This window comes from uncultured Microscilla sp. (assembly GCF_947493425.1).
Taxonomy (GTDB): Bacteria; Bacteroidota; Bacteroidia; order Cytophagales; family Microscillaceae; genus Microscilla.
This window is the reverse complement of sequence record NZ_CANLRP010000306.1, coordinates 1-4,613: the sequence shown is the minus strand read 5'-3', so window position 1 is coordinate 4,613 and position 4,613 is coordinate 1. Positions and strand designations below refer to the sequence as shown.

Below are 4,613 nucleotides of genomic sequence, written 5' to 3'. Positions count from 1 at the left end.
TGGTCTAAGAGCGACACTGATTGCTACTTTCGTAAATGCAAATGCTGCTTAAAACACTTTCGCAAGAAGTCTAATATGAAATGAGCATGTCTGCTCGGTCAAACTTTGGATGATTAAGTGGATATTTTTCTTCAAGTTCTTCTCTTAATTTTACCCCTTCTGGGCTTTCCCCTTTACCTTCTTCTATTAAGCCAATGTAGGTTGCAAAATCATCTTCTGTTGCTTGAAGTATTTCTTGTGCTTCCATTTTATTAAGGGTGACATTAGCACTTTGTCCATAAGTTTCTTGGGCAGGATATATTTCCCCGCTATCCATAAAAAATGCGTTATTTTTTGCCGAACTAAGCACCAAGGGCGAATGCGTTACATAAATTACCTGAGAATAAGTACCTAAAGCCCTCTCCAAATCAGGAATAAACTCCCATTGCCAACGTGGGTGGGCAAAGGCATCGGGTTCGTCGAGTAAATACAAGGTTTCGTCCCCTTCATAAAGTTCAATGATGCCCCTAATGGCAAGGCGTTGCTTTTCGCCCTCACTAAAGTTTTCAAAGATAATGTTTTCATTTACCCCCGTTTTCTTGATGTTCAAAGTAAGGTCGCGTATATAGCCCAACTCAAGCGCTTTGATCATCTTTTCAAACAAATCACTTTCGTCGCTCAAAAATGGAAAGTCTAGTATTTGGTTGATGACCTCGCCATCAAATTTCAGCGCGAGTTTCTCAGTTGTAAAAACTTTTTCTTTTTGGGATTTAGAGCTTAGTGCTTTGAAACCTTCAAAAAGAGTAAGCACGTCAGGAGGAGCATTCCAGAAGTTATCTCTAGTAGGTGTATTAGTGGATTCAATAGCCTGATGAGGTTTTTGTATTTTAAAAGAAAAGTCGTGAAGCCCTTCTATACCAAATTCTTTTTGCAAAAAATCTTTTTTTATTTTATCAAGTGGAGAAGCAAGCAAGGCAAACAAAACAAACTTGTATTTGGTGGGAGTATAGTACTCAAAAGCAGGGGGATTTTTATAAAGGCGAAATGTATCTTCTATTCTCTTAGAAGTGCCCGCATAATAAGCAAAAATTTTACTAGGGAGTAATGCCACCTGCGCTTGTTGGTCTTTTACCTTTTCATCGTCGCGCCAAGCACTAAATTTCACTCCTTGGCTTTCTAAACGCACCTTGTGTTTGTTGGGTGTTTCTATTTCATACTCTATACTATAGTCAAAGTGAGTATGTTGCATTACATCTCTTTGCACACAAGCAAAAATATGCAAAATAGCCTCCATCAAATTAGACTTACCACTGGCGTTTTTTCCTACAATCAAAGCTATAGAGTAGCCAGCATCAATTGTCCAGTTAAAATCTTTGAGGTTTTTGTAATTCTGGATACTTAAATGAGTAATCCGCATAGATAGTTTGTTTTGGGTTTCAATTAGTTAAATACCGCTTTTTCAAAGTCTGTCAAAGCTTGCTCGCGCAAATCCTTACTTTTTTGTTGCAGTTGTTCACTCGTTTGCCTGAGTCGTTCTACCTCCTGCACTATTTCTTCTTGTATGTTGAGCGGAGGCACCGAAATAAGTTGCCCCAAAATTGTTTTTTGATTGATAGAAGGTTGCCCCGTACCTGTTTTAAGTTGGTTTAAATCTAACAAATCCAAAGTGATTTTTAAATATTGCCAACTAATTTTTTCGGATAATTTATCTGCTACAAAAGCATTATTATCTACCCAATACTTGCCCGTTACCAAGTGTGTATTGCCACATTGCGCTCCCACGCGCCCTATAATCAAGCGTTCGCCCTCGTGCGTAAACTTGCCGTAGTTGCCCTTCTGCCCATTGGCGCCATATACAGGGTACAGCCCTGTAGTTAAGTCTTGATTAGACAGAGCTTTGCCACTTTTTAGCTTGATCAACTCCTTAAGCTCCACCAAGTCATATTTGCTAGTAAGCACAGGCTTTTCCACTTGCGCCAAACTCCAATCCTTGGTTTTCGCAAAGTTGAGAATTTGCAAGTGCTTCCCTTGTTTCCTCAGCTCAGGTTTTTTCCAGTCTTGCCCTAATGCTTGTTTGGGGTATTCGCTGAGTTGTTGGGTGTATTCTTCAGCTTTTGTTCCCAGTTCTTCAGCTTTGGTAATGCTGCTTTCATATGCTTTCACTATTTCCTTTTGTTGGGCTAACGGGGGTAACACCAAGGTTTGACTAGGCAACAAACGCAAAGGAAACTGCGCCCTTACTGAGCCCGTGCTTAAGGCTTGCAATATTTGTTGCATTGCTTCACTTCTTAGATAAAGCCACAAATAAGTAGGGGCTACCACCTTAGCATCAATGCCATATACCCGATAATTAGTAGTACAGACAATTTTATCCGCAAGCGTATTAACCGCCACCCCGCCTTTATGAAACTGAGGTTGCGACAAAATCAAATCGTTTTTGTTGGCTTGCCACAAATCGGTGTTGGTTTCAGGTGGGTCTCTCAAAACAATCGAGCCCGATTCAAAAGGTATTCTGTCTACCAAAGGTATGTCATACTGATAAGCCTCTTTTTTTATTTTTACCTTTCTTTGTTTAATTACTTCGCTCAGTTTTACTTGGTCAAACCTAGAGCGAATGCCCAAATCTGCCTTATAAAATTGCACATCCCAAGTTTGGGCTACTTGAGCATAGTTCAAAGCTTTTAAATATTGCCACTTGTTTGCCTTTCTGTAAGTGGCTTGAGGTTCAGAAAGGCTCAATGAAAATTTTCGTTAGGCGGAGCAAAGGGGGCAAATTGGTTAAACTCTTTGAGTACTTCAGGCAAATCGTTGTCAGTTTTGCGCCCCAATCGCGAAATGCCTATCTTCTCCACCTCAGCAATGGCAAATTCATAATCAAACTGTGTCTTGATTTCAGCCATTACCTTTTCTTCGTTTTCTTTTTTAGTGCCTATATCTTGCTTGGCTTTTTGGGCTATTTTATCATATTCAATGGCTTCTTCTTCGCTAAATTTGCTCAAAAACAGCAAACTGGTTTTAGTGCCCAAACCCACCGAAGCAAAGGCGTCGTTGGGCAATGATACAATCAAACATATTTTAGCCTTACTTTCTACATAAGCCCTTACCTTACTAAAGCTATCGCTATTAAATATACTTTCGGGCAAAATAATGCCCATTCTGCCCCCAGGACGCAGCAAATGCAGGGCACGCTCTAAATAAAGCACCTCATAGTTGCCAGATATTTGCCCTATGGGGTATTTGTAAGTTGCATAATCATAAACCTCATCCTTTCGGGCTTTAAGCCCAAACGGCGGGGCAACAATTGCTACATCAAAGCTTTCTTCTTTGATATGAGGGTGAGGCTTGAGCCCGTTGACATTGTAAATATGGTCAGGTGAATGATAACCTTGCAAAAATAGGTTTAGTCGGGCGATGTTGGTGGCTTGAGAATTGAGGTCAGTGCCAAACATATTATAAGGGGGTAACGATTTTTGGCGATACATTTTGCCTACCTTCACCAAAAAGCTCCCTACACTACAGGCAGTATTAATTACCTTTTCTTGCACCTGTGGATTGAGCACCTCTACTATAAAATCTATCAAAGGGGAAGGTACCATTATTTGTTCTGTTTTGGCATTGAACACCCGCGTTAAGAAAGAGTCATAGGTTTGATATAACTCTGAAGATGCGTGGTCTAGTCTTTCGGCTAATTTGAGAAAAGTAGCAGTTTTGAGGCGCAAAGTATCTTTTACTCCAAATATTGAATATTTATCATTGGCTTTATGAAATAATGTTAACAGCATATCTTCAGGGCTTTGATGAACATCAAGTTCTTGATGAAGATAATTAAAAAAACTGTGGTTGTTTTTTGGCTTATGTAGATCATCAGAAGCATAGTCTTCAGGCGGTTGCTCATAAGCTTTTTTCATAAACAACACCTTAGACAATTCCTCAAAAGACATTTCAGACGAAAGGCGTTCATCGTTGCGCACCAAAAGATGGCACTCCTTTAGTAATTGTTGAAGCCTTTCTTGTTCCCGCTGTTCTTCACTACTCATACCTTTGTTTATTTAAGCCAAAAAACTGTACTTAGTTGATATTTGAAATAATAAACAAATATATAAATATACTATTTTATAAGAACAAGTTTTAGTTTTGAATGCTTTTGTTAAATTCAAAACAACATATAATTGACCCGCCACGTTTCGGTCGACTATACCGTTCTAAGTATAATGTCTTAAAAATATATAGTATATTTGCAGTAGTTCTTACCTACTATGTATGTAATTTTAATCTTTACCATTAAGTCTAAGCTTATGCACAAATACGCGAGCGATAACGAAAAAAATGCGGCTATCAACAACAGCAACGCTATACCAGCTGATGCGAAAATTACTAAACAAAGCGGCTTGCCACCTATACAAACTAAAGAGGGCAGTAAGCCTCCTATTCAAGCAAAACAACGCCCTATACAGCGTAATAAGGGCAATGAAAAAAGTGGTGGTAATGTAAATGAAGACCAGGTGAAAGCCAATGTAAGCTCGATCATGGGAGTAGATGTTACTGGCACTCAGGTAAACCAATAGTCCGTACAAAAATAGTCAAGTAGATTGTGTTTTATGTATTCATAGTCCCCAATTGAATGACTTCCTGAA

The 4,613-nt window shown here is 39.1% G+C and carries 4 protein-coding genes; 1 reads left to right on the top strand and 3 read right to left on the bottom strand.

The features are described 5' to 3' along the window. Positions 1–70: 70 nt before the first annotated feature. Genes Q0954_RS32855 through Q0954_RS32845 form a run of 3 tightly spaced genes read right to left on the bottom strand, consistent with a single transcriptional unit; the run spans position 71 to position 4,016 of the window. The gene (locus Q0954_RS32855; RefSeq protein WP_299465925.1) at positions 71–1,396 is read right to left on the bottom strand and encodes an AAA family ATPase; all 1,326 of its coding nucleotides are present in this window, start codon (positions 1,394–1,396) and stop codon (positions 71–73) included. Positions 1,397–1,419: 23 nt separating this feature from the next. Continuing rightward, on the bottom strand, positions 1,420–2,718 hold the full coding sequence (locus Q0954_RS32850; RefSeq protein ID WP_299465922.1) for a restriction endonuclease subunit S: 1,299 nt from the start codon (positions 2,716–2,718) through the stop codon (positions 1,420–1,422). Further along, positions 2,715–4,016: an N-6 DNA methylase gene (locus tag Q0954_RS32845; protein ID WP_299465918.1), complete on the bottom strand. Its 1,302-nt coding sequence runs from the start codon at positions 4,014–4,016 to the stop codon at positions 2,715–2,717. The genes Q0954_RS32850 and Q0954_RS32845 overlap by 4 nt, the downstream gene beginning before the upstream one ends. Before the next feature lie 258 nt (positions 4,017–4,274). Here Q0954_RS32845 and Q0954_RS32840 point away from each other — a divergent pair, with 258 nt between their 5' ends. After that, the gene (locus Q0954_RS32840; RefSeq protein ID WP_299465915.1) at positions 4,275–4,544 is read left to right on the top strand and encodes a hypothetical protein; all 270 of its coding nucleotides are present in this window, start codon (positions 4,275–4,277) and stop codon (positions 4,542–4,544) included. Positions 4,545–4,613: the final 69 nt, after the last annotated feature.

Excerpts from the sequence above, each read along its gene's own strand:
- Q0954_RS32855 (WP_299465925.1), bottom strand. The coding sequence starts at position 1,396 with ATGCGGATTACTCATTTAAGTATCCAGAATTACAAAAACCTCAAAGAT.
- Q0954_RS32845 (WP_299465918.1), bottom strand. The coding sequence starts at position 4,016 with ATGAGTAGTGAAGAACAGCGGGAACAAGAAAGGCTTCAACAATTACTA.
- Q0954_RS32840 (WP_299465915.1), top strand. The coding sequence starts at position 4,275 with ATGCACAAATACGCGAGCGATAACGAAAAAAATGCGGCTATCAACAAC.